General features: G+C 66.3%; 19 protein-coding genes and 1 tRNA gene. 12 read left to right on the top strand and 8 right to left on the bottom strand.

Annotation, left to right across the window (positions count from 1 at the left end; genetic code table 11):
* Positions 1-66: 66 nt before the first annotated feature.
* The 3 genes from M8A51_RS01725 to M8A51_RS01715 all read left to right on the top strand — a co-directional run bounded on the left by M8A51_RS01725 (position 67) and on the right by M8A51_RS01715 (position 5,225).
* Entirely contained in the window at positions 67-2,604 is a 2,538-nt protein-coding gene (locus M8A51_RS01725) for a chemotaxis protein CheB (protein WP_251776384.1), read from the top strand.
* A 47-nt stretch (positions 2,605-2,651) separates the two neighbouring features.
* The gene (locus tag M8A51_RS01720; protein WP_251776383.1) at positions 2,652-3,242 is read left to right on the top strand and encodes a PAS domain-containing protein; all 591 of its coding nucleotides are present in this window, start codon (positions 2,652-2,654) and stop codon (positions 3,240-3,242) included.
* A 1,245-nt stretch (positions 3,243-4,487) separates the two neighbouring features.
* Positions 4,488-5,225, top strand: a complete 738-nt coding sequence (locus M8A51_RS01715) for a Crp/Fnr family transcriptional regulator (RefSeq protein WP_251776382.1) — start codon at positions 4,488-4,490, stop codon at positions 5,223-5,225.
* Here M8A51_RS01715 and M8A51_RS01710 read toward each other — a convergent pair.
* Positions 5,179-6,357: a response regulator gene (locus M8A51_RS01710; RefSeq protein ID WP_251776381.1), complete on the bottom strand. Its 1,179-nt coding sequence runs from the start codon at positions 6,355-6,357 to the stop codon at positions 5,179-5,181. The genes M8A51_RS01715 and M8A51_RS01710 overlap by 47 nt on opposite strands.
* Positions 6,358-7,066: 709 nt before the next feature.
* On the opposite strand from M8A51_RS01710, the gene M8A51_RS26425 reads away from it, so the two are divergent.
* Both M8A51_RS26425 and M8A51_RS01700 read left to right on the top strand, forming a co-directional pair.
* Positions 7,067-7,480 (top strand): hypothetical protein, encoded by a 414-nt coding sequence (locus tag M8A51_RS26425; protein WP_368408508.1) that lies wholly within the window; start codon positions 7,067-7,069, stop codon positions 7,478-7,480.
* Positions 7,481-7,639: 159 nt separating this feature from the next.
* The gene (locus M8A51_RS01700; RefSeq protein ID WP_251776380.1) at positions 7,640-8,944 is read left to right on the top strand and encodes a response regulator; all 1,305 of its coding nucleotides are present in this window, start codon (positions 7,640-7,642) and stop codon (positions 8,942-8,944) included.
* Between the two features lie 167 nt (positions 8,945-9,111).
* Here the strand turns inward: M8A51_RS01700 and M8A51_RS01695 are convergent.
* Positions 9,112-9,182 (bottom strand) — tRNA-Gly (locus tag M8A51_RS01695).
* Between the two features lie 145 nt (positions 9,183-9,327).
* On the opposite strand from M8A51_RS01695, the gene trmB reads away from it, so the two are divergent.
* Positions 9,328-10,050, top strand: coding sequence for a tRNA (guanosine(46)-N7)-methyltransferase TrmB (gene trmB, locus M8A51_RS01690; RefSeq protein ID WP_251776379.1), 723 nt, complete (start codon positions 9,328-9,330; stop codon positions 10,048-10,050).
* A 10-nt stretch (positions 10,051-10,060) separates the two neighbouring features.
* On the opposite strand, the gene M8A51_RS01685 is transcribed toward trmB, so the two are convergent.
* The 5 genes from M8A51_RS01685 to M8A51_RS01665 all read right to left on the bottom strand — a co-directional run bounded on the left by M8A51_RS01685 (position 10,061) and on the right by M8A51_RS01665 (position 14,896).
* Complete coding sequence (locus tag M8A51_RS01685; RefSeq protein ID WP_251776378.1) at positions 10,061-10,924, bottom strand: undecaprenyl-diphosphate phosphatase; 864 nt, start codon at positions 10,922-10,924, stop codon at positions 10,061-10,063.
* A 95-nt stretch (positions 10,925-11,019) separates the two neighbouring features.
* Positions 11,020-11,568, bottom strand: a complete 549-nt coding sequence (locus M8A51_RS01680) for a hypothetical protein (RefSeq protein ID WP_251776377.1) — start codon at positions 11,566-11,568, stop codon at positions 11,020-11,022.
* Between the two features lie 34 nt (positions 11,569-11,602).
* A complete protein-coding gene (locus M8A51_RS01675) occupies positions 11,603-12,832 on the bottom strand; it encodes an ABC transporter permease (RefSeq protein WP_251776376.1) in 1,230 nt (409 codons plus the stop codon).
* Positions 12,829-13,551, bottom strand: coding sequence for an ABC transporter ATP-binding protein (locus M8A51_RS01670; protein ID WP_280925954.1), 723 nt, complete (start codon positions 13,549-13,551; stop codon positions 12,829-12,831). The genes M8A51_RS01675 and M8A51_RS01670 overlap by 4 nt, the downstream gene beginning before the upstream one ends.
* A gap of 4 nt (positions 13,552-13,555) precedes the next feature.
* On the bottom strand, positions 13,556-14,896 hold the full coding sequence (locus tag M8A51_RS01665; RefSeq protein ID WP_251776375.1) for an efflux RND transporter periplasmic adaptor subunit: 1,341 nt from the start codon (positions 14,894-14,896) through the stop codon (positions 13,556-13,558).
* A gap of 197 nt (positions 14,897-15,093) precedes the next feature.
* Here M8A51_RS01665 and M8A51_RS01660 point away from each other — a divergent pair, with 197 nt between their 5' ends.
* The 6 genes from M8A51_RS01660 to M8A51_RS01635 all read left to right on the top strand — a co-directional run bounded on the left by M8A51_RS01660 (position 15,094) and on the right by M8A51_RS01635 (position 22,773).
* Positions 15,094-15,768, top strand: coding sequence for a TetR/AcrR family transcriptional regulator (locus M8A51_RS01660; RefSeq protein WP_251776374.1), 675 nt, complete (start codon positions 15,094-15,096; stop codon positions 15,766-15,768).
* A gap of 40 nt (positions 15,769-15,808) precedes the next feature.
* A complete protein-coding gene (locus M8A51_RS01655) occupies positions 15,809-16,951 on the top strand; it encodes an efflux RND transporter periplasmic adaptor subunit (protein ID WP_251776373.1) in 1,143 nt (380 codons plus the stop codon).
* Between the two features lie 21 nt (positions 16,952-16,972).
* The gene (locus tag M8A51_RS01650; protein ID WP_251776372.1) at positions 16,973-20,167 is read left to right on the top strand and encodes an efflux RND transporter permease subunit; all 3,195 of its coding nucleotides are present in this window, start codon (positions 16,973-16,975) and stop codon (positions 20,165-20,167) included.
* Between the two features lie 46 nt (positions 20,168-20,213).
* Positions 20,214-20,879 carry a protein-L-isoaspartate O-methyltransferase family protein gene (locus M8A51_RS01645; RefSeq protein ID WP_251776371.1) on the top strand — a complete coding sequence of 222 codons (666 nt, stop codon included), beginning with the start codon at positions 20,214-20,216 and terminating at the stop codon, positions 20,877-20,879.
* 140 nt (positions 20,880-21,019) lie between these two features.
* Positions 21,020-21,361, top strand: a complete 342-nt coding sequence (locus M8A51_RS01640; protein WP_251776370.1) for a rhodanese-like domain-containing protein — start codon at positions 21,020-21,022, stop codon at positions 21,359-21,361.
* A gap of 44 nt (positions 21,362-21,405) precedes the next feature.
* The gene (locus M8A51_RS01635; RefSeq protein ID WP_251776369.1) at positions 21,406-22,773 is read left to right on the top strand and encodes a TolC family outer membrane protein; all 1,368 of its coding nucleotides are present in this window, start codon (positions 21,406-21,408) and stop codon (positions 22,771-22,773) included.
* Here M8A51_RS01635 and waaA read toward each other — a convergent pair.
* Positions 22,751-24,034 carry a lipid IV(A) 3-deoxy-D-manno-octulosonic acid transferase gene (waaA, locus tag M8A51_RS01630; RefSeq protein ID WP_251776556.1) on the bottom strand — a complete coding sequence of 428 codons (1,284 nt, stop codon included), beginning with the start codon at positions 24,032-24,034 and terminating at the stop codon, positions 22,751-22,753. The genes M8A51_RS01635 and waaA overlap by 23 nt on opposite strands.
* Positions 24,035-24,143: the final 109 nt, after the last annotated feature.

Genomic DNA, 24,143 nt, shown 5'->3' with positions numbered 1-24,143 from the left:
CGCGGGCCCGGTCCCGGCTCGCAACCCCCGATACTCCCGCTCTGGAGCTCCACCCCCTATCCTCAGATGACCCTCGCTGCATTGCCCGGCACTCGCGTTGTCGGACTGGGCGCCTCCGCGGGCGGACTGGATCCGCTGACGCGCTTTTTCACGCACGCGCCCATCGATCTTGGTGTGGCGTTCGTCGTGGTCCAGCACATGGACCCGAAGCAGAAATCCATGCTCGGCGAGCTGCTCCAGAAGGTGACGGCTATGCCCGTGCGCGAAGCGTCAGACGCGCAATCCATCGAACCCAATGTCGTCTACGTCATTCCGCCGGCCGCAGAACTGTCCATCTCCGGCAACCATCTCCGTGTTTCGACGCGCCCGTCAGGAGCACACCGCCAATTGCCCATCGACGCGCTGTTCGATTCGCTGGCCCGCGAGCGCGGGCACCAGGCCGTGGGCATCGTGCTGTCTGGCATGGGATCCGATGGCACCTTGGGATTGCGGGCGATCAAGAAGCACGGTGGACTGGCGCTGGTGCAACAGCCGGAGTCTTCCCAGTACGACTCGATGCCCAGCAGCGCGCTGGCGGCCGGGCACGCGGATTTCGTGGCGCCGCCCGAACAGTTGCCAGCGATCCTCGCCCGCGCCCTGGCGGACAAGGCAGGCCTGCGCGGAACGCACACCCTGGACGACCACCCGCAAGACGCGATGGCACTGAGGAGCATCCTGGCGCTCCTGCGTGCGCGCACGCGGCACGACTTCTCACTGTACAAGTCAAGCACGCTGATCCGCCGCATCGAGCGGCGCATGGCAGTGCATGGTCTGGCCGGCATCGATGCCTACGCGGGCTTCTTGCGGCAGAACCCGGCCGAGGTAGACCTGCTCTTCAGCGAGGTTCTGATCGGTGTGACACGCTTCTTCCGCGACCCGCCGGTTTGGCAGGAACTCGAAGACTCCGCGTTGCCGGAACTGCTGGCGCGCCGCACATCCGCGCAGGAGCCATTGCGCGCCTGGGTGGTGGGATGCTCCACCGGCGAGGAAGCCTACTCGCTCGCGATGGTCTTCAAGCAGGTTACCGAAGGAACGGCGGGCGCTGCAGGCCGCACACTGCAAATCTTCGCCAGCGACCTCAGCGCCGACGCCATTGCAGCAGCCCGCAAGGGCCACTATCCGGCATCGATCACGGCCGACGTGGGGCCCGAGCGCCTGGCGCGTTTTTTCACTGCGCAGGCAGGTGGCTACACCGTCGACAAACGCATCCGCGAGATGGTGCTGTTCGCCCGGCACGACGTCAGCCGGGATCCGCCGTTCACCAAGCTCGACATCCTCTGCTGCCGCAACCTGATGATCTACTTCAACGCCACGCTGCAGCAGCATTTGGTGCCGCTGTTCCACTACGGCCTGCGCCCGGGCGGCCTGCTGGTGCTCGGCAGTTCGGAAACCGTGGGTCGATCGCACGCGCTGTTCACGCCGACGCACCCGAAGTCGCGCCTGTACTGGCGCCAGGACAATCGCGCCAATGCCTCGCAGCTTCACTTCCACAGCCGTCGACCTTTGTCGGCTCCGGCCGAAGAAACCACCACGGTGTCACACCCCATGTCCTCCTCGGTCAATCTCCAGACGCATGCAGACCAAGTGCTGCTGAAGGCGTTCACACCTGCCGCGGTGCTGGTGACGGCCGGCGGCGACATCGTCTACATCCACGGCCATACCGGGAAATACCTGGAGCCGGCGGCAGGCAAGGCCAACTGGAACATCCACGTGATGACGCGGCCCAGCATACGGGCGCAACTGGGCGTGGCGCTGCAGAACGCGCTGCAAAGTCGCATGCCTGTCGAACTCCGCAGCCTTCGTCTGGGCGAAGAGCCGGATGGAGCCGTTGTCGACATCGCGGTTCAACCCCTGCTCGAACCCAAGCCGCTCGAAGGCATGGTGATGGTCGTCTTCCGCGACGTGCCCACGCCGGCGAACGGCAAGAAGAGCCGGCGCAAATCCACCAGTTCGGCCGATCCGGTCACAGCGGCCGAACTGGCGCGCGCGCACGATGAAATCCGCGCGCTTCGCCAGGAGATGCTCACCTCCCGCGAGGAGTTGCAGGCGGCCAACGAAGAGCTCCAGTCGACCAACGAGGAATTGCAGTCCGCCAATGAAGAGCTGACCACGTCGAAGGAAGAAGCGCAATCGATGAACGAGGAGCTGCAAACGATCAACTCGGAGCTGCAATCCAAGCTCGATGACCTCGCGCTCGCGCAAAGCGACATGCAGAACCTGTTGAACAGCACCAACATCGCCACGCTGTTCCTCGACAACCACCTCAACGTGCGTCGCTTCACCAACGAAGTCACGCGCGTGATCCACCTGCGCGAGACGGACGTCGGCCGGCCGCTGAGCGATCTGGCCACCACCCTGCTCTATCCGGACTTGATCGCTGATGCGCAGAAAACCTTGCAGACGCTGGCGTTTTCGCAGAAGGACGCTGCCACCACCGACGGACGCTGGTATTCGGTGCGCATCATGCCGTACCGCACGTTGGCCAATGTGATCCAGGGAACGGTCATCACCCTCGTCGACATCACGACCGCCAAGGAACTCGAAGCGCGGCTGCGCAAGGAGTAAAGTGAAATTTGCAGGCGGCCACAAGTCACCGCCTCAAGGGAGTGCCCATGAAAACCGGGATGAACAATCCGGCCAGCGAAGAAGAGCTTCGCAAGCGTGCCGTCTCGCGATTGACGGGAGACACCGAAGACAACGTCAAACGCAGCGCCGCGGCGCTGCGTGTTCTCTATGAATTGGCAGCGTCGCCGCAGACAGCAGTGGATGCGCTGGCCGTGCTGCACGAACTGCAGGTGCATCAGGTGGAACTCGAACTGCAGGCCGAAGAACTGCGCAGGTTGCATTCGGAGGCAGAGGCGGCATTGCAACGGCACACTGATCTCTACGATGCGGCACCCGTCGGCCTGTTCACCGTGGACAAAGATGGAATCGTGCAGGAAACAAACGTTACAGGAGCGACACTTTTTCAAAGCGACCCGGATGCGCTGCAAGGCCAGTCGCTGTATCGGCTGCTTACGCCGCAGGGCACCGGTGTATTGAAGAGCATGTTGTCGGAGGCGGCCCGGGGCGACCGCAGCGGCAGCTGCACCTTGGACCTGCCGTCGGTGGGGGGCACACCGGGACGTCAAGCGCATGCTGCGATCAGTCGCGATGCGGCGGGCACCGGTTTCCTGCTGGCGTTCATGCCCATTGGGCACTGAAACGCAGGAAGCGACCAGTCGCTTGCACTCACTGACAGCGCTACTCGCCGTGACGAGCACGGGTGCGGCGGGCAGTTTCCGCGCAATCGATAGCGTCCTCGAAACGAAGGAAGCGCTGGTGGTCGTGGAGGTACGACCCATGGCAAAAGTCGAGGTTCATGTCCTGCATCAGTTCCATCTGACCGGGAGTCGGTGGCTGAGCGGAGCTCGCGGCTGCTTCACGACGCCCGGGCCACCGCACGGTGGCTGCGCTGTTCAGCCGACACGATGGATCGGCTCTCCGCGGGCGCAGGGGCCGGATGCCGCGGCCCGACCGCCCCACCTTCGGAGGTGAACCTGTCCCCGGCTTCCCCGGGTGGCGATGCAAAGGGCCGCCGCCCATTTTCCATGTCGTTCATCGCGTTGCTCCTCTTCAGCGGTTGATCCCGCGGGATGAGGCAGCTTGGCCGAGCAGAGCCCGGGCGTCGGTGCGCTCGGACACATCGGCAGCGTGAAGAGGCGTCCATGACCACCAAGCGCTGTGCACCGACTCCTGAAGAGCTGCTCCGATGGACGCCCTGCGCATTTGGTGCGACGCCGCACATACGGCGAAGGCCTCTCAGGGCAACATGCCCTCATGCAAAAGCCGTCAGATGCCATCTTCACGTTCAGCTGGTTCGTCCTGACAGGATCTCGCAAACCGGGCCCCGCGCATCCCCTGGAAGAGTGCGGACGGACGCGGCTGGTGCCGGGTACTGATGCCCGATGGATGCCAACTGCGCCCGCCCGGCGCGGCGGCGGCCACACCGATTTTGTGGATACCCAGCCAGATTGGAGAAATCATGACTAGCGATCCGAGAACACCACAATCCCCGGGAACGACACCGGGGACGGTCCCGCCGATGGCGGTCGACGACGATCCTCGGCCAGATACCACTCCGTCCGTGCAGGCGAGGCAGCTTGTTTCGCCCGCGGAGTCGCGGATGGAGCAGTTGGAACACGCTGTTGCCGATGGCGCCCGGAATGCAGCGCAGAACGTGGACAGCTACGTGCGCGTGTACCCGTGGGGAGCGATCCTTGCTTCCGCAGCGGTCGGCCTTGTGCTTGGGCTTCTTGCCGGAAGAGGCTAGGCGTTGAGCGGAGCGCGAGGCAGCGACACGGTTCTGCACTGCACGCAGGCGCGTATGCCCTCGCCGCGCGCAAGGAGACGGGGCCGTGGGGCGCAATGTGCGCTACCGTACAAGTCTCTGCCCCCCGCTGCCGCACATGCCACTCGAAGGTCTGACCTCGCGCGGTCCTCGATACTGCCCCAACCGTCTGCTTCGGGTGGTACCCAACGATGTGTGGCAACGCATAGCGCCTCACCTTGAGTGGGTGTTCCTTCCGCTCGGTACCGCCTTGTACGAATCCGGCGCCGTGTCCAAGCAGGTCCACTTCCCGACAACCGCCATCGTTTCGCTGTTGCACGTCCTGGAGAATGGCGCATCGACCGAAATCGCGCTGGTCGGGTTCGATGGCGTCGTGGGCGTGTCCCTCTTTATGGGCGGTGGCAGTACGCCCAGCCGCGCGGTGGTCCAGAGCGAAGGGCATGCGTTGAAGCTTCCGGCGCCGGTGCTGCAACAGGAATTCGAACGTGGAGGGCCTGCGATGCATCTTTTCCTGCGCTATACCCAGGCGCTGATCACTCAGATGGCACAGACGGCGGTATGCAACCGCCATCATTCCTTGCAGCAGCAACTGTGTCGCTGGCTACTGCTGACCCTGGACCGCTTGCCGGGCCCCGAGTTGGTGATGACGCAGGAGTTGATCGCCAACTTGCTAGGGGTCCGGCGCGAGGGAGTGACTGCAGCCGCAGGCCACCTTCAGCACGCCGGAATCATTAGCTACCGGCGCGGCCACATCACGGTGCTCGACAGGCCTGCACTCGAGGCGCAGGCTTGCGAGTGCTATGCCGTCGTCAAGCGGGAGACGGATCGCTTGCTGCCGGATCGAACCGCGACCTGAGCGGTGCCACAGTGACGCCAACGCGCGAGGGTCTGGCGGCACGGGGCACCGCCGTGCCGATCTGGTGAGCCAGGTTCAACGGCCCGAGCGGCTTGTGCAGGAATCCGTTCATCCCCGCCAGCATGCACGCAGCGCGTGTCTCCTCATCATTCTGCGTCGTTGCGCCGATGATATGCAGCGCGTCGCTTGTCTGGTGCGCTTCCATCCGCCTCAATCGTTGTGTGGCTTCGATTCCGCTCATGTCAGGCATCTGCACATCCATGAGAATGGCAACGGGCCGGAAGCGTTGACAGTATTCAATCGCATCCAGTCCACTGACCGCGGTGTCTGATGCATAGCTCAGTACCCGAAGCATCTCACTGGCAAGGACGAGGTTCGCCGGATCGTGATCCGCGACCAGCACGCGCGGACGATGCTCCGCATCGCGTGGAGCGGGAGCGACTTCGTCGCCGCGGTCGATTTCCCATTGGCGTGCCTGCTCACGTATGTCCCCGAGGTCAGCAGGACTGAACGGAATCTTGCGTATCTCCAGCCTGCCGATTTGGGCCAAGCGGCGATGGTCGGACTCGCTCGGCATGCCGAGAACGACGCGTGTTGTGGAGGGGAGTTCCGCCGCCCACGCTCGCAACTCCTGCACGCTCGCACTGGGACCCTCGCGAGCAAACAGAAAGGCAGGCGCAGGCGGGGCGCGGTCTATGCCTCGAAGTTGAGCGCGAGCCGCCTCCACATTGCCGAAGATGCGCACGAGCCAGCCGTCGCGCTGCAGCCGGCTGGCCAGGGCTTCGTTCTCGTCTGCCGGCGATCCGATGAGCCAGGCTTGAGGAATGGCGAGCACCGCCATCTCGTCGAACACCTTGTCCTCAGCCAATCTCAACGTCATCGAGAGCTGGAGCATTGCACCGATGCCAGGGGACCGCAACTTGCTGTAGCGCGGCTCGAACCACGCGGGCAGCGGCGCGAACGAGGCAGGGAGTTCCATGTCTTGAGCAGCGGCCTCTGTCGCATGGCTTCGAGCATTGCGGCGCATGGCGTGAAAGGTCGCATCCGTGTCCGCATCAGGAAAGGCGACTTGAATCCGCACCCGGCACAAGCTGTCCGACAACACGACCGCGTGTACGGTAAATAAAAGCATTCGGCCCCCTCGTTCACCGCCTTCAACGCCTCAGCTAGCAGATGCGCCCGCACACTGTTCAGCACGTTCAGCGTCGGCATCTGCAAAGCAGACCGGGCCTCGATAGTCGAAATAGAGCTGCGCTCCGTGCTGTTGGGCCTTCGTCACCGTCCTCTGCGCGTGCGCGGTGAGCAAGTCGGCCAGATTCAGGGGGGAATGCGAGGTTCGAGACGACGCCGACATGCGGCTGCTCCACGGCTTGTGGCAAACAGGGCAAGCACTATGCCGGTCTTCGTGCGAGGTGTCGGTACGCCCACGCACACAATCAGGCAGATCGCAACGGCTTTCCGTGTCAGCATCTTTAAGAAGCGACGACGTCCCGGATGTCACCGGCCGGCATCCCCAGCAAAAAAGCCTCATATGAATAAACGAGCCATGATCGAATCCGTGTTGCTGACGTCCACTCGCGTCAGCACGTTTCGGGGGCAAACTTCCTCAGCAGCGCCAGCGGCTTCTTTTTCGAACGGGATTCGAGGCTCGATCTGGTAACCAGCCGGCATGTGTTGTGCGAAGCCAAGAGCGGCCATGAGCCGGACCGCGTGGAGATAGAACTTCAACTGGCTACCGCTTTTTTCCATCCTGCCGTACCGCGACGACACTGCCGTCTGGCGGGAGGGAACCGACACGGGTGGCGACATTGATGTCGCCGTCATCGAGTTGGAGCGCCGTCATGCCGGTGCGGTGCGCCTTCGTTGCCTTGACACCGGCGAATCTGCAAGCGGCCCACTCAGATGTCGAGATCGGCAGTCCGCTGCTGGTGATCGGCTTCCCGCTCGGTTTTCACGACACGCTCCATCACCTGCCTGTCGCTCGTCTTGCCTGCGTTGCCTCGTCTTTCGGCGTGCGCTTTCAGGGGCAAGGGTACTTTCTGACTGATGCGCGCACGCACCGTGGGACCAGCGGCGCCCCCGCCCCGATGAGAGATCCGACCCCAAGCTCCAGCTCGGCGGCACTGCCGTGCAAGCTGCTTGGGACCCACTCCTCACGGATCGACATGGGAAGCCGGGACGTTGTTCTGGATGAAACACTCGGCCTCAAATGCGCGTGGTATGCGGACATCCTGCTGACTCTGACCGACCACTAGGACATCAGGACGATCGAGCGGGAGCCCCGATTGCTCGCAAACGCCTGAGCGAGCTGCCTTCGACCGTGACTGGAACACGATGTGGAAGCGGCACCCTCTTCGCGCCACACCGATTCCCGCAAGCGCGTCATTCTGTGCGCAATCCTTGGGATCCAGACCATGACGGAATTCTCGGAACTCTTTACGCAGAGCGCGCGAGAAGTCTTGCCGCTGGCACGCTCGAAGAAGCTGATCTCGTATTTGGATTACCGCGGCCCCTATCTGGAGTTGCCATCCAGCAATCCGGGCTTGCGGGCAGCCATACACCGAGTTCTGATCGCGATGACCGATTGCATCGATGCGGGTTTCGTGATGTTTAGCGCCGAGGTCGAAACGCCCCAAGCCGGCCGAAGTGAAGTTATTGTGCATGCGGCGGGTACCGGCACCAAGGCGTCAGACGAGACCGTTGCTCATGTCCTGGAGCGCCTGGAGCTGCGACCCGTGCAGTCAGCTCCACTTGGGACAAACGCAGTGGAGGCCTTTGGTGTTTGCCCGGTGACCCACGGAGACGTGACGTTCCTCGATTCCGGGCCGGAGGGCCTGGTCCTCTCCCTGCGGACATGGATATCCGCGGTAGAGGTTTCTGGTGCAGAACCGCTGCCAGATGCGGCCGGCGTGACAGCGTGGCTGGTGAGTCCGGTGCCCGGCGCGTTGGACTCAGTGCACCGGCGCCTGCGCCGCCTCGGTTGGCGTATCAGGTCGTTTCGGTCACTGGAGCAAGTTTCGGAGCAAGTCGACTTGGCGGGCAACGCCGAGGGACCACGCCTTCCCATGCTGCTCATCGTCGCAGAGTTCACGGGGACGGAGCTGGCAGAAATGGAGAGGATGGCAACCTCGGTACCGGCCATGTGGACCGTGCTGGCCGTACTTGCCGGGTCACCTACCGTGCAGGCGCGCGGCTCCACTTCGGTCGACGTCCGCCTCCTGCCATTGAGCCCTCTCGAACTCGAGCGGCTCACCGCTCATGTGGACTGGCGTACCTCCACAGTCGAATCCCGTGAAACCTCGCCCAGCCCCTTGTACGCGGAAGATGCGGGGCTTGTTCTCGTTGTCGACGACAGCGCCGTCAATCAGCTGATCGCGCGCGGGCAGTTGGAATTGCTGGGATACGAGGTGGCGATCGCGAGCAACGGGGTCGAGGCCATCGAGCTCTGCCGCGCGCACCCGCCTGACATGGTGCTGATGGACATAGACATGCCGGTGATGGACGGGATGGAGGCCACCGAGCGCCTGCGTGCCTGCCAACAAGCAGGCAGCCTTCCACCGTTTCCCATCCTCGCGGCGACAGCCAACGATGACGCCAGCCGTCGGAAAGCATGCCTCTCAGCCGGGATGGACGGCTACCTGGCAAAACCGATGTGTCTTCATGTCTTGGCCGACGAGATTCATCGGGTTTTGCCCACTCGGCCCATTGCGCTTGGGTAACAAGGGCCCCGGCCCGGCCGAGCAAGGCGAAATTGCGCAAGGCAATTCCACATGTATTCAGCGTCGTGCTCCCGCCGAGAGCGGCACGAGAAGAGCATTGGCATACACCAAAAGGCGATGAGACGGCCTATATGGGGCCTCGTAGACGTCCGCGGCCTCTATGGATGAGCGGGTGAAGGGAATCGAACCCTCGTATGAAGCTTGGGAAGCTGCCGTTCTACCATTGAACTACACCCGCACTGAGCAGCGATTATAGGGGCGTCACTCGGTCCGTCGAGCGCTGGTGCTCTTCGAAGCTGGAACGATCATCGCCCGCCGAGTCGGCAGCGGCAGTCAGCATCACGCAATGCCGCCATCCGCCGACGGCGGCAAAATGCGCGTCCATGTCACAGAAAGCTCCCCTCTCCCCACCCGAAACGCCGCCACCGGCCGACGTCGAGCATCCGCGTTCGATCCGCAGCTACGTGATGCGTGCAGGGCGCACCACCGAAGGCCAGGCGCGAGCGTTGGTGACGCTGGGGCCTCAGTTCGTGCTGCCTTACCGCCAGCAGGTGCTGGATTGCGCGGCCGTCTTCGGCCGGCGTGCACCAGCGATCCTGGAGATCGGTTTCGGCATGGGGGACGCCACCGCGCACATCGCGGCGCTGCGGCCCGAGCACGACTTCATCGGCTGCGAAGTGCACGAGCCGGGCGTTGGCTCGCTGCTCAAGCGCATCGGCGAGCAGGGGCTGACGAACCTGCGCATCATCCAGCACGACGCCGTCGAAGTCCTGGACCACATGATCGCGCCTGCATCGCTCGCCGGGGTCCACATCTTCTTCCCCGACCCGTGGCACAAGAAGCGGCACCACAAGCGCCGGCTGATCCAGCCGCCGCTCGTCACGAAGCTGGTATCGCGTCTGGCGCCGGGCGGCTACCTGCACTGCGCGACGGACTGGGAGCCCTATGCGCAGCAGATCCTGGAGGTGCTGTCTGCCGAGCCGGCGCTGCAGAACACGGCCGAAAGCTATGCCGAGAAGCCGGCATACCGGCCGCTGACGAAATTCGAGAACCGGGGCCTGAAGCTCGGGCACGGCGTGTGGGACCTGGTCTTCACGCGCCGTTGAGGCGGAGGCATCAGCCGTGCCCGTGCCACTCGATCCAGCCGGTGTAGGCGGTCAGCAGGATGATGCCGCCGAACACCAGCCGGTACCACGCGAACAGCGTGAAGTCGTGGCTGGACACATAGCGGATCAGCCAGCGTATGCAGACCAGGGCGCTGATGAAGGACAGCGCCGTGCCGACGGCGAACATCGGCATGTCGGCCCAGCTGAGGCCGTCACGCTGCTTCCATAGCGAGTAGACGCCCGCCCCCATCAGCGTCGGAATGCCGAGAAAGAAGCTGAACTCGGTGGCCGCCTTGCGCGAGAAACCGAGCACGATGGCGCCCATGATGGTGGCACCGGAACGGCTGGTGCCGGGGATCAGCGCAAGGCACTGCAGCAGGCCGACCTTCAGCGCGTCGAGTGCGGTCATGTCGTCGATGGTTTCGACCCTGGCCAACCGCGCGCCCTGCAGATCGCGCTCGCCGTACAGCCGCTTGTGGCGCCGCTCGATCCACAGGATCAGCAAGCCGCCCACCACCAGCGCGATCGCCACCGGCACCGGGTAGAACAGGTGCTCCTTGATCCAGCCGCCCAGCAGCAGACCAAACACGACCGCCGGCAGGAAAGCAATGATCACGTTGGCCGCAAAGCGCTGCGCGACCCGATCGCGACCGAGGCCGGACACCGTCGAGCGCAGGCGCTCTCGGTATTGCCAGACGACGGCGAACATGGCGCCGGTCTGGATCGCGATGTCGAAAGCCTTGACGTTGTCGCCGGTGAAATCGAGCAGCGAGGAAGCGAGGATCAGGTGGCCGGTGGAAGAGATGGGCAGGAACTCGGTGAGCCCCTCGACGATGCCCATCACGGCCGCCTTCAACAGCAATACGATGTCCAAACCGAACCCTCTCTTGGAAGACGCCGCGGATGATACCCAGCGCTCGATACAAAGCTGTTTGGCTTCGCAACCGAGGCCGTTCGAGGCCGTCGCCGTCAGCGCCGGGGCACCAAGGTGATCGCCAGCCCGGCCGGCGTCACGCGGATGTCGCCTGGTTGGTAGCCGCCTGCGTCCAGCCGGCGCACGTCTTCGGGCCCCAGTGCGTAGACGACCAGGCCTTCAAGCAATTCCTCGGCCAACAGGCTGGCCAAGCTGCCGGCCCGCAGGCGCAGCAGGTCGCCGTACGGCCCCAGATCGAGCCGGTCGACGCGCAGGCTGTTCATGCGCACCGTGTGGTCGGCCGGCTCATAGCGCAGCCCATAGCTGAAGCCGACCGTTCCGCTCAAGACACGCCCGGCGATACCCGGCCCGATGTCGAGATCGACCTCGGTGGCGAGCCGGTTTTCTTTGGGCATCGCACGCAGGCGTGGCGAGACCGCGACAAGCTCGAACGGTTCGGGCCCACCCAGCCGCAGCGGGAACTGGCGTGCAATGGCGTCGAGCAGTTGCGCCTGCGACACCTCGACGGTGCGAAGGCCGCCCAGCGACGCACAGCCGGCGCATGCCGCCACGCCGCCGAGCACGACTGCGCGGCGGCGGAGCATCCCCCCGACGCCCGGTGCACGAGGAACCCGCGCCTCATTCATATCGCAGCGCCTGGATCGGCAACAGCGAAGCCGCGCGCTGCGCCGGATAGAAGCCGAAGAAGATGCCGACGGCCGCCGAGAAGCCGGCCGCGAGCACGATGGATTGCGCGGTCAACACCACCTGCCAGCCGGCAAAGGCGGCCACGGCCCAGGTCGACAGCGCCCCGAGACCGATGCCGATGGCGCCGCCAACCAGGCTCAGCGTCACCGCCTCGATCAGGAACTGCGTCAGGATGTCGCGCCCTCGCGCACCGACCGCCATGCGCAGGCCGATCTCGCGGGTGCGCTCGGTCACGCTGACCAGCATGATGTTCATGATGCCGATGCCGCCGACGATCAGGCTGATACCGGCCACGGCGGCGAGCAGCAGCGTCATGACCTGGGTCGACTCCTCCTGCGCCGCCAGCACTTCCGAGAGATTGCGCACGCTGAAGTCGTCTTCCTGCTGCGGCTGCAGGCGGTGGCGCTGGCGCAGCAGCTCGCGCACCCCTACTTCCGCGGCTGCCATGCTGCCGGCATCGCGCGCCTTGACGGAAATCGTGCCGATGCTGCGCAGCCGGCTCGTCGGCCGGCCCTGGATGCGCTTGTGGAGCGTGGCGAGCGGCACGATGACGACGTCGTCCTGGTCGGCGCCGAACGCGTTCTGCCCTTTGTGGTCGAGCACGCCGATCACTGTCAACGGCACCCGGTTGACGCGTATCACCTGGTCCATCGGGTCGGCATCGCCGAACAGCTCGCGCACCACCGTCTGGCCGATCACGGCGACCTTGCCGGCCCCGCTGAGTTCCGCGGGCTCGAAGTAGCGCCCCGCCACGAGCATCCAATCGCGCACGGCGAAGTAGTCGTTGTTCGAGCCGATCACGGTGGTCGGCCAATTGGCATTGAGCGCGATGGCCTGCGTGGTGGTGCGCGACAGCGGGGACGCTGCAACCACCTCGGGCAATTCGCGCACGATGGCCAGCGCGTCGTCCTCGGTCAGTGTGTTGGTCGCGCCGCTGATCCGGGCTCCCGACGCGGTACGCGCCCCCGGCGAAACGCTGATGAGATTGGAGCCCAGTGCCTGGATCTGCTGCGACACGCGCTGCTGCGCGCCGGTGCCGATCGCGATCATCGTGATGACCGCCGCAACGCCGATGATGATGCCCAGCATCGTCAGCATGCTGCGCATCGGGTGAGCGAGCAGTGCGCGCCAGGCGGCGCGCACTGCGGCAAGCAGGGTCACGCGGAAGCCTCCTGTGGATGCATGCGCCCCGGCTGGCGGCTGTCGTCGATCACCTCCCCGTCGCGAAACACCATGCGGCGCAACGCCCATTCGGCGATGTCGTGTTCGTGTGTCACCAGCACGACCGTCATGCCCTGGCGATGCAACTCGCCCAGCAAGCGCATCACCTCTTCGGAGGTGGCCGTGTCGAGCGCGCCGGTCGGTTCGTCGGCCAGCACCAGCTCGGGCCGGTTCACGAGCGCCCGCGCGATCGCGACCCGCTGCTGCTGCCCACCCGACAGCTCCGAAGGCGTGTGCGCCCAGCGGCCGGCCAGCCCGACGCGCCCGAGACTGTCCATCGCGCGTTCGCGGCGCTCGCGGCTGCCGACGCCGGCGTAGACCAGCGGCAACTCGACGTTCTCGAGGGCCGAAGTCCGCGGCAACAGGTTGAACTGCTGGAAGACGAAGCCGATGCGACGGTTGCGCACAGCGGCCAACTGGTCGGGCGTCATCGTCTCGACGTTCTCGCCGGCAAGCCGGTAGCTGCCGGTGCCGGGTTGGTCGAGACAGCCGAGGATGTTCATCAGCGTCGACTTGCCCGAGCCGGAAGCGCCCATGATGGCAACGAATTCGCCGGCGCCGATGTCGAACGACACGCCGCGCAACGCATGGACGACCGTGGCCTCGTCCTGGCCCATGCGGTAGGTCTTGGTCAGCTCGCGTGCTTCGATCAGGGCCATTGCGCTACAGCCGCATCCGCGGGCCCCCGGCGGACCGCCCGCCACCCTGCTCGCCTGCCGAAACGCCGGTCACGACCAGGTCGCCCTCCTTCACGTCGCCCGCCAGCACTTCGGTCATCTGCCCGTCGCTGATGCCGAGCCGCACGGCCACGGGATGCGGCTCGAGCTGCCCGGCCGGCAGCAGGTAGAGCTTGCCGCGCGTGCCCACTTCCTGGCGCGCCCGGCCGTCGCCGCCGGTATCGCGCGGCGTCGCCCGGGCGGCCTCGCGCCGCGGCCCGGAGGGCTGCGCGTCTTCACCGGCGGGTCCCGGCAGTCGCACGCGCAGCGCGGCGTTGGGCACCTTCAGGATGTTGTCGCGCACGTCAGTGACGATGCGCACATTGGCCGTCATGCCCGGCAGCAACTCGCCGCGCTGCTGACGGAAACTGACCACTACCGTGTAGGTGATGACGTTCTGAGTGTTGGTCGCCGACTTGCGCACCTGCCGCACCTGGCCGTCGTAGCCACGCCCTGGAAAGGCGTCCACCGTGAACGAGGCCTGCTGTCCCGGCTGCACGCGGCCGATGTCGGCCTCGTCGACCGGCACCTCGACCTGCATGTCGTCGAGATTGCGCGCAATGACGAACAGCTCCGGTGACTGCAGGCTGGCAGCCACCGTCTGCCCCAGCTCGATACTGCGCTTGACGACGATGCCGTCGACCGGTGAGCGAATCTGCGTGCGCTCCAGGTCGACCCTGGCCTGCGCCAGTTGCGCCTGGCGCTGCCTTACCGTGGCCTCGGCATTGCGCGTCTGCGCCTGGGCCACCTGGAACTGCGCCTGCGCCACGTTCAGCGCCTCGCGCAGCGTGTTCACCGTGGCCTGCGTACGCTCCAGTTCCGCCGGTGACAGAAACGCCTGCGCCACCAGATCGCGGTTGCGGGCCAGGTCGCGTTCGGCCTGCCGCAGCTCGACCTGCGCACGCGCGACACTGGCATTCGCCGAAAGCGCGCTCGCCTGCGCCGTCAGCACGGCCGCCCGAGCCGCCTCGACGTCGGCGCTGGCCTGCTGCACGCGGTACTCGAAGCTCTTGGGGTCGAGCCGCGCGATCAGCTGGCCGCGCTTCACTTCCGAGTTGAAGTCGGCCAGCACTTCCATGATCTGCCCGGAGACCTGGCTGCCGACCTGAACCTGCGACACCGCCATCACGGTGCCCGCTGCGGAAACGGTAGCCTGCAACGCCCCCCGTTCGACCGCTGCGGTCCGGTAGCTGGTCCGAGACCCGTCACGCTGCGCGGACCACCAGACACCGGCGGATGCGGCCAGAACCGCTGCCGCAACGATCCACCACCACAACTTGTGCTTCATGCTGCCGATTCTAGGAAGCGTCTTTGACGCCCGGCACCGGGCGCAGCAAGACTTCACCGATCTTTACCGCACGAGCCGGCAACAGACACCCCGGGTCGTACACACTCCTCGGCGGTGCACCCGCCGGGTTTTGCCCCTGTCCTTGACCGGCTGCCACCGCGCCGCTACATTACTGACCGGTCAGTCATTTATTTAAGATGCCCTCACAGCCCACCACTTCTACCCTCCCGGGCGAGCCCGAGCCGTCCCGGCGCCGGCGCAAGGAGGCGCGTCCGCAGGAACTCCTGGACGCTGCGCTCGACCTGTTCGTCGAGAAGGGATTTGCCGCGACCAAGATCGACGACGTCGCAGCACGCGCTGGCGTGTCCAAGGGCACGGTCTATCTGTATTTCCCCAGCAAGGAAGAGCTGCTGAAGGCCGTGATCCGGCACAACCTGTCGCTGACGATCGCACAGGGCGACGGCATCGTCGCACAGTTCGATGGCCCGACCGCCGACCTGATCCGGCTGGTCGCCAACACTTGGTGGGAGCGCGTCGGCGAGACGCAGGCTTCCGGCATCTTCAAGCTCATCATCACCGAGGTCCGCAACTTCCCCGACCTCGCCAGGTTCTACGCCGAAGAAGTGATCGAGCCCGGCGAGCGCCTGATCGTGCGCCTGCTGCAACGCGGCGTCGACCGGGGCGAGTTCCGGCCCACCAATCTGTATGACACGGCGCACTCGCTGATCTTCCCGATGCTGATGTTGTGTCTGCACAAGCACTCGATCGGCGCCTGCTCGGCCGCCGAAGCCATCGCCAAGAATCCGAGCGGCTTTATCGCCAACCACATCGACCTGATGCTGCATGGCCTGTCCGTGCCGCGCGCCGGCTGACGCCGGGACTGACCCCACGAACAAGCACATGAGGGATGCGATGAAGCGCTCGTTGAAATGGGCGGTTCCACTGCTGTTGGTGATGCTGCTGGTGCTGGCCGTCGGCCGCGGCCTGACGGCACGCAAGGCGGAGCAGCAACGCGCCGCCGAGCCCCGCACCGCGCCGGTGCTCGAGCTGGCGCCCACCGACGTGCTGGAGGTGCGGGAGCAGCAACTGGTGCGCACGCTGGCGGTCTCCGGCGGCTTGAAGGCCGTCAACACCGCGGTCGTGAAGGCCAAGGTCGCCGCCGAGGTCCGCGACCTGGCGGTACGCGAAGGTGACGCGGTGAAGGCCGGTCAGGTCATCGGCCACCTCGACCCGACCGAATACGCGGCGCGGCTGCGGCAGGCCCGCGAGCAGGCGGCATCGGCCGAGGCTCAGCTCGAGATTGCCGAGCGCACGCTGGAGAACAATCGCGCACTGGTGAACCAGGGGTTCATCTCGAAGAACGCGCTCGACACGTCGGTGTCGAACGCCGCCGCCGCACGCGCGACGCTGCTGGCGGCGCAGGCCAACGCCGATCTCGCACGCAAGGCCATGGACGACACGGTGCTGCGTGCGCCGATCAGCGGCCACGTCTCGCAGCGGCTGGTACAGCCGGGCGAACGCGTCGGCATCGACGCCAAGCTGCTCGAAGTGGTGGACCTGACACGCATCGAGCTGGAAGCCGCGGTGGCGCCCGAGGACGTCGGCGCCGTGCGCGTCGGGCAGCAGGCGCAGCTGAAGATCGACGGCTTGCCCGAGCCGGTCCCGGCCAGCGTGGCACGCATCAACCCGAGCGCCCAGGCCGGTACCCGGGCCGTGATGGTGTACTTCGCGGTGGAACCGCACCCCGCGCTGAGGCACGGGTTGTTCGCCACCGGCCGGCTGGAACTGGAGCGCCAGGCCGTGCTGGCCGTGCCTGAATCGGCCGTGCGCCTGGACCAGCCGCTGCCCTATGTGCTGGTGGTCGGCGACGGCAAGGCGATGCAGCGCGGTGTCACCCTCGGTACGCGCGGCTACGCCCAGGTCGGCGGCCCGGGCCTCGTGGCTGTCCGCGCCGGCCTGCGCGCCGGCGAACAGGTGCTCGCCGGCAGTGTCGGCCTGGTGCGCGACGGCACGCCGGTGCGGCTGACCGCGATCGCGGCGCCGGCCGGCCCCTGACGACGGCCACAGCACCCCACCATGTGGTTCACCCGCGTCTCGATCCGCAACCCCGTGCTGGCCACGATGGTGATGCTCGCCTTCGTCGTGCTCGGCGTGTTCTCGTACCAGCGGCTGAAGGTCGACCAGTTCCCGGACGTCGAGTTTCCCGTCGTGGTGGTGCAGGTCGACTACCCAGGCGCCTCGCCGGAGATCGTCGAGACCGAGGTCAGCAAGAAGGTCGAAGAAGCGGTCAACTCGATCGCCGGCATCAACCAGCTCTATTCGCGCTCTTATGACGGTAGCTCCGTCGTCATCATCCAGTTCAACCTCGACACCGACGGCCGCAAGGCCGCCGAAGACGTGCGCGAGAAGGTGGCGGCGATCCGTCCGTCGCTGCGCGACGAGGTCGAGGAGCCGCGGGTGCTGCGCTTCGACCCGGCCTCACGCCCGATCTACACACTCGCACTCACCTCTCCAGACGGCTCGCGCAGTCCGGTCGACCTGACCACCTATGCCGACCAGGTCGTCAAGAAACGGCTCGAGAACGTGCGCGGCGTGGGTTCGGTCACGCTGGTCGGCAGCGTCAAGCGCGAGATCAACATCTACCTGCGGCCTGATGCGATGGAAGCCCTGGGCGTCGGCGTCGACCAGGTCGTCAACGCGGTACGCACCGAGAACCAGGACCTGCCCGCCGGCGCATTGCGCTCCAGCGAAAGCGAACGCGTGGTGCAGATCGCCGGTCGCGTCGGCCGCCCCGAAGACTTCAAGCAACTCGTCGTCGCGCGCAAGGGGACGGCCGGCAGCACGGTACCGGTCAAGCTGTGGCAGGTCGCCGACGTGGTCGACGGCCCGCAAGAGATCGAGAGCCTGGCGCTGTACAACGGCCGGCGCACGCTCGCGCTCGACGTGCTGAAGGCCCAGGGCGAGAACACCATCGACGTCGTCGACGGGCTCAACCGCGTGGTCGAGGAACTCAAGCCGCAGCTGCCGCCCGGCGTCGCCGTCGACGTCGTGCGCGACAACTCGCGGCCGATCCGGGTGGCGGTCAAGAACGTGCGGCAGACGCTGATCGAAGGGGCGGTGCTGACGGTGCTGATCGTCTTCCTGTTCCTCAACTCCTGGCGCTCGACCGTCATCACCGGGCTCACGCTGCCGATCGCACTGGTCGGCACCTTCCTGTTCATGTACTGGTTCGGCTTCTCGATCAACATGATCACGCTGATGGCGCTGAGCCTGTGCGTTGGCCTGCTGATCGACGACGCCATCGTCGTGCGCGAGAACATCGTCCGGCACGTGCAGATGGGCAAGGACGCCCACCAGGCGGCGCTGGACGGCACGCACGAGATCGGGCTGGCAGTGCTGGCCACCACGCTGTCCATCGTCGCGGTGTTCCTGCCGATCGGCTTCATGGGCGGCATCATCGGCCGCTTCTTCCACCAGTTCGGCATCACCATCGTCGCGGCGGTGCTGATCTCGATGTTCGTCAGCTTCACGCTGGATCCGATGCTGTCCAGCGTGTGGCACGACCCGGCCGTGCACCCGAACGGCCAGCCCGGTCGAAAGTCGCTGTACGACCGCACGCTGGGCCGCGTCACCGGTGCGGTGGATCGCCTCTCGCACCGCCTGGGCGACATCTACCAGGACATCCTCGCCTGGTCGCTGACACACAAGGCCGCCACGCTGGGCATCGCGGCCGCCACGCTGGTTGCCAGCTTTGCGCTGGTGCCGGTGCTGGGCACCGAGTTCGTGCCCAAGGCCGACTTCTCCGAGACCACCGTCAGCTTCCATACCCCGACCGGCTCGTCGATCGAAGTGACGGAAGCCAAGGCGCGCCAGGTCGACGCGATCCTGCGCGAGTTCCCCGAGGTGCGCTACACCGTCATGACCGTCAACACCGGTGCAGCGCAAGGCAAGAACTACGCGAACGCCTACGTGCGGCTGGTCGACCGCGAGCAGCGTCAGCGCAACGTCGACCAGATGTCGGTGGTGCTGCGCGAGCGCCTGGCACGCGTGCCGGGCATCACCGTCACGCACGTCGGCCTGCTCGATGCCGTCGGCGGCAACAAGCCGATCTCGCTGTCGATCCAGGGCACCGACCTGCTGGAACTGCAGCGGCTGACGCTGCAGCTGACGACGCAGCTGCAGCAGGTCCCCGGCCTGGTGGACCTGGACACCACGATGAAGCCGAACAAGCCGACCGTCGATGTGAAGGTGCGGCGCGAGGCGGCGTCCGACCTGGGCCTGAGCGTCGGCAGCATCACCAGCACCTTGCGTGCGCTGGTGGCCGGCCAGACCACCGGCAACTGGCGCGCGGCCGACGACCAGAGCTACGACGTGAAGGTACGTTTGCAGCCCGAGGCGCGACAGGTGCTGCCCGACATCGAGCGCCTGGGCCTGGCGCTGACGGCCGCCGACGGCAGCACGCGCATCGTGCGGCTGTCGCAGGTGGCCGAGGTGGTGCCGTCGTTCGGCCCCAACCAGATCAATCGGCGCGACCTCAGCCGTGAGGTCGAGATCACCGCCAACGTCTCGGGCCGCTCGCTCGGCGAAGTGTCGGCCGACATCCGCCGTGTGCTCGACGCCGAACCCCTGCCGCCCGGCTACCGCGCGCGCTTCGGCGGCTCGACCAAGGACATGCAGGAGTCGTTCGGGTTCGCCCTCTCGGCGCTGGCGCTGGCGGTGATCTTCATCTACATGATCCTGGCATCGCAGTTCAAGAGCTTTCTGCAGCCGATCGCGCTGATGTCGTCGCTGCCGCTGACCTTGATCGGCGTGGTGCTGATCCTGCTGCTGTTCGGCTCGTCCCTGAACCTGTTTTCGATCATCGGCGTGATCATGCTGATGGGCCTGGTGACAAAAAACGCGATCCTGCTGGTCGACTTCGCCAACCGCGCCCGCGACGGCCACGGCGCCGAAGGCCTGGACGGCGAGAAGCTCGACCGTGAAGCGGCGCTGCTGATGGCCGCCCGCGTGCGGCTGCGCCCCATCCTGATGACGACGCTGGCCATGGTGTTCGGCATGGTGCCGCTGGCCTTTGCGCTGTCGGAAGGTTCGGAGCAGCGCGCTCCCATGGGACAGGCGGTGATCGGCGGTGTGATCACCTCGTCGCTGCTGACGCTGGTGGTGGTGCCCGTCGTCTACTGTTACCTGGACGACCTGGGCGCCTGGTTCAAGCGCAAGATCACCGGCCGCGCCCGTTCGGCCGTTCCCGTCCTGCCGGGAGAGGCGAAATAAAATGCGCGTTTCCTCCCCCGCCCCCAACCACGCCAGGACGGCTGCCATGAACATCGAACAAGCTCGCTTCAACATGATCGAACAACAGATCCGCACCTGGGACGTGTTGGATCAGTCCGTACTGTCGCTGCTGGCCGTCGTCAAGCGTGAAGACTTCGTGCCCGCCGCCTATCGGGCCAGGGCCTTCATGGACCTGTCGGTGCCGCTGATCGACGGCGGCTCCAGGGGCCGCTGCATGCTGGAGCCCAAGGTCGAGGCACGGCTGCTGCAGGAACTGGCCGTGCACAAGCACGAGAAGGTGCTGGAGATCGGCGCGGGCTCGGGCTACATGGCCGCGTTGCTCGCGCACAAGGCGCAACGCGTGCTGACGCTCGAGATCGACCCCGATCTCGCGAAGCTCGCCTCGGAAAACCTGAAGCGCGCGGCTGTCGTCAACGCCGACGTGCGCCATGCCGACGGCTCCAACGGCGCGCAGGCCGAAGGCCCGTTCGACGTGATCATCGCTTCCGGCTCGGTCGCCAGCGTGCCGCAGGTGCTGCTGGACCAGTTGAAGGTCGGCGGCCGGCTCGCGGCCATCGTCGGCATGGAGCCGATCATGCGAGCCGTCGTCGTCACACGCATCGACGAGCGCGCTTTCCGCACCGTCGAGATATTCGACACCGTCGCTCCCCGACTGCAGGGCTTTGACGAGCCTGCGAAATTCAAGTTCTGATGACCCACCCCCGAAGCGCCTTCGGCGCTCCCCCTCAAGGGGGCGCCACCAGCGGCCCGGCAGAGCCGGATCCGCGGCGTCCGCTTGGCCAGCTTCGGTATGCGCGGGTCGTCGAGCGCTACGCGCACTAGGTCATCGACATGCTCAGAGAGTTGTCCGTACAAGACGTCGCGCGACTGATCGACGCCGCCCACGCCGGTGCAGCGCCCCTGTTGCTCGACGTACGCGAACCGTGGGAGTTCTCGCTGGCGGCCATCCGCTCGGCCGGGGCCGAGACACTGCACATCCCGATGCGCGAGATTCCGGCCCGCCTGGCCGAGATTGACGCGCAACGCCTCGTCATCTGCGTTTGCCACCATGGCATGCGCAGCCTGCAGGTCGCGCACTTCCTCGTTCAGCAAGGCTACGAAGACGTGATCAACCTGCAGGGCGGCATCGACGCCTGGTCCGAACAGATCGACCCCGGCGTGCCGCGTTATTAAAGCAGTCTCATGCCCGAAGCGGAACCCAACAACAAGGAAGCACCATGTCCGAGCGCGCCCTGAAGTCCTCCTCACGTCCCGCCCGCCTGCGGCCGACCCGCCTGATGCTCTCGATCGCGATCGGCCTCGGCTCGCTGCTCGGTGCAGCCGGCCTTGCGCAGGCACAGACGCTGGTGGACGTGTACAACGCGGCGCGCAGCTACGACGCCACCTACCTCGCAGCACGTGCACAGGCGGAATCTGCCGAATACGCGACCGAGCAGGCCTATGCGCTGCGGCGGCCGAGCGTCGGGCTGTCGGCAACTGTAGAGCGCAACGAAAGCAAGTCACCGGTGGGCGAACGCGACACCACGACCCGTCAGGCGGGCATCTCCGCCTTGCAGCCGCTGTTCAACCGTGCCAACGGTGTGAGCATCGAGCAGGCCGAGCGTTCGCTGGCGATCGCCCAGGCCGAACTGCGCAACGCCGAGCAGGACCTCATCGTGCGCGTCGCCGAGGCCTACTTCGACGTACTCGCCGCCCGAGACACGCTGGCCTCGGCGCAGTCGAACAAGACAGCGATCTCCGAGCAGCTGGCATCGGCCAAGCGCAACTTCGAGGTCGGCACGGCAACGATCACCGACACACGCGAAGCGCAGGCGCGCTTCGATCTCGCTACGGCGCAGGAGATCGCCGCGCAGAACAACCTGCAGACATCACAGGCGGCCCTCAACCAGTTGGTGGGCCGCACCGACGTCGACCCGCACCCGCTGGCGGCCCCCGTCACGCTGCCCGCGCTGATGCCTGCGAACGAACAGGAATGGGTGATGCGCAGCGAGCAATCGCCGTCGGTGCAGCAGGCGCAACTTGCGCTCGAGATCGCGGAGCTCGAGACCGAGAAAGCACGTGCCGGCCACCTGCCGACGGTGGACCTGGTGGGCGGCGTCGGCCGCAGCCGCAACAGTTACAGCCCGGAATCACCCACGCAACCAACCGGCACCTACCGCAGCGCCAACATCGGGATCGAACTGAAGATGCCGCTGTTCGCGGGCTTCTCGGTGCAAAACCGGGTGCGAGAAACCTTGCTGCTCGAACAGAAGTCTCGCAACGACCTCGAAGCCGCCCGGCGCGCCGTGGCGCTGGCGACGCGCCAGGCCTTCTCCGGCGTGCAATCCGGCCTGGCCCAGGTCAAGGCGCTTGAAGCCGCCGAGTCGTCGAGCAAGCTGGCGCTCGAAGCGACGCAGCTCGGCTACAAGGTCGGTGTGCGGGTCAACCTCGACGTGCTGAACGCCCAGACGCAGCTGTTCGACACGCAGACCGAGTTGGCGCAGGCGCGCTACAACGTGCTGGTCGGCAACCTGCGCCTGCGCCAGGTGGCCGGGCAACTGGCGCCCGACGATCTTGCGCCGATCAATTCGCTGTTGACGCCGTAAGCTCGGCCAGCGCCGCGATGCGTTGTGCCATCGCGCGCGCCGCACCGCGATGCGCTGTCGCAAAGGCCAGGCAGCGCTGCGACATCGCCTCGCGTTCAGGTGAAGCGGCCAGGCCGCAAGCCAGCGGCACGGCCGCCGCCAGGTCGTCGGCGCGCACCGCTGCTTCGGCCCCCAGCGACAGCTCGGCCGCCTCGGCAAAGTTGAACGTGTGTGGCCCCATCACCACCGGGCAACCGCAAGCCGCCGCCTCGATCAGGTTCTGCCCGCCCAACGGCGCGAAGCTGCCCCCGAGCAGCGCCACATCGGCGGCCGCGTAGTACGCCGGCATCTCGCCGATCGAGTCCCCCAGCCAGACGTCTACCTCTTCAGCAGGCGGGTTCTTCGATTCGCTGCGCCGAACGGCCCGCAGGCCGGCGTTGCGCACCATCGCCGCGACCTCGTCGAAGCGCTGCGGATGACGCGGCACCAGCAGCAGCAGCGGGCGAGGAGAGGCCCGTGCGCGCCAGGCGGCCAGCAGCGGCTCTTCCTCGCCTTCGCGGGTGCTCGCAGCCAACACCACCGGCCGCGGCGACACCGCCCTGCGCCAGCTGCGCCCGAGCGCGAGCAACTGGGGTGCAGGCGTCATGTCGAACTTCAAGTTGCCGCACACCTCGACGTTGATCGCACCGGCTTCGCGCAACCGGGTTGCATCGTCCGGCGTCTGCGCCAGCACCATCGCGAGCGTATCGATGGCCGGGCGCATCACCGCTTCGAGGCGCTTCGCCTGTCGCAGGCTTTTTTCGCTCAGGCGGGCATTGGCCAGCACCATGGGCACGCTCGCCGCGTGGGCGGCATGCAGCAGATTGGGCCACACCTCCGTTTCCATCAGCACGCCGGCGCGCGGGCGGAACTGCGCGAAGAAGCGTCTGACGACCGAAGGGGTGTCGTACGGCAGCCAGGCCTGCGCATCGCCCGGGCGCAGCAGGGCGCGCCCGGCCTCGCGCCCGGTGGCGGTGCCATGCGTCAGCAGCAGTTGCATGCCGGGCAGTTGCTCGCGCAGTGCTTCGACCAGGCTGGCAGCCGCCCGGGTCTCGCCCAGGGATACCGCATGGATCCATACCCACCCTTCCGAGCGCTGGTGGCGATAGACGCCCAGGCGCTCGAGGACGGCATGCCGGTACAGCGGCTCATCGCGGCCGCGCCACCACAGCTTGAAAAGATAGGCCGGTTTCAGCACCGACAGCAGCAGCGAATAGGCATGACGCGCCACGCCCCGGCGCATCGCGCTCAAGGCAGGCCCCCCTCGCTCAGGCGAGGGCCGGGAGGGGGAACGGGCGCCCCGACAAGGGGCACCGATGTGACAGGACGTTGGCGCACCGGGCGATTGTCTA

Source organism: Caldimonas mangrovi (assembly GCF_023721835.1).
GTDB lineage: Bacteria > Pseudomonadota > Gammaproteobacteria > Burkholderiales > Burkholderiaceae_C > Caldimonas > Caldimonas mangrovi.
The sequence above is the reverse complement of the archived record's forward strand: the minus strand, read 5'-3'. Positions and strand labels throughout refer to the sequence as shown.